This is a genomic window from Buttiauxella agrestis ATCC 33320 (assembly GCF_000735355.1).
In the GTDB taxonomy this organism is placed as follows: Bacteria; Pseudomonadota; Gammaproteobacteria; order Enterobacterales; family Enterobacteriaceae; genus Buttiauxella; species Buttiauxella agrestis.
Window position 1 is genome coordinate 1 of record NZ_JMPI01000089.1, and the last position, 276, is coordinate 276.

A 276-nucleotide genomic window follows, 5' to 3' on the forward strand; every position below is an offset into this window, starting at 1 on the left:
TGACGAATCACACTGGGTTTCCCCATTCGGAAATCGTCGGTTATAACGGTTCATATCACCTTACCGACGCTTATCGCAGATTAGCACGTCCTTCATCGCCTCTGACTGCCAGGGCATCCACCGTGTACGCTTAGTCGCTTAACCTCACAACCCGAAGGTGTCTCGTGAGACACAATCGTGATTGTGAAAATTTGAGAGACTCGAACACACCTACTTTCCTTTCTTATTACGGAGAAAGGAAACAGTGTGTCGTTTCAATTTTCAGCTTGTTCCGAA

The 276-nt window shown here is 46.7% G+C and carries 1 rRNA gene; it reads right to left on the minus strand.

Features of this window, described 5'->3' with window-relative positions:
- Positions 1-144: ribosomal RNA gene (locus tag GBAG_RS21780) — 23S ribosomal RNA — on the minus strand; the annotation flags it as partial.
- Positions 145-276: the final 132 nt, after the last annotated feature.